The sequence below is a fragment of the Marinobacter salinexigens genome (assembly GCF_008370345.1).
In the GTDB taxonomy this organism is placed as follows: domain Bacteria; phylum Pseudomonadota; class Gammaproteobacteria; order Pseudomonadales; family Oleiphilaceae; genus Marinobacter; species Marinobacter salinexigens.
In genome coordinates, this window is the sequence record NZ_VTUU01000122.1 from 1 (window position 1) to 442 (window position 442).

The 442-nt window shown below is 51.6% G+C and carries 1 protein-coding gene; it reads left to right on the forward strand.

The annotated features are described in order from the left end of the window. A partial coding sequence (locus FWJ25_RS20925; RefSeq protein ID WP_246166906.1) for a peroxidase family protein occupies nucleotides 1-338 on the forward strand: 338 nt, incomplete at its 5' end. Nucleotides 339-442 lie beyond the last annotated feature (104 nt).

Here is a 442-nt window from a genome sequence, read left to right on the forward strand (position 1 = left end):
ATCACCTCAGGCAGGTTTTCTCCACACAGATGGGTTTGAGCGACCAGGACATTGTTGCGCTTTCTGGTGGTCACACCCTGGGAAGATGCCACAAGGACAGGTCTGGATTTGAGGGAGCCTGGACGTCCAACCCTTTGATCTTTGACAACTCTTACTTCAAGGAGCTTCTGAGCGGAGAGAAGGAAGGCCTTCTGCAGCTACCAAGTGACAAAGCCCTCCTCTCTGATCCATCCTTCCGCCCACTTGTTGACAAATACGCAGCGGACGAGGATGCTTTCTTTGCTGACTACGCCGAGGCCCACCTGAAGCTTTCAGAATTGGGATTTGCTGAGGCGTAAAGTGAGAGAGAACGAACCAGAAGAGTGTGGTGGTTGTCGTCGGCCGGCAGGCCTTGTGTTTTTGTTGTCTGCTTTTCTCTTGAATGAAGATGTGATGAACTCTG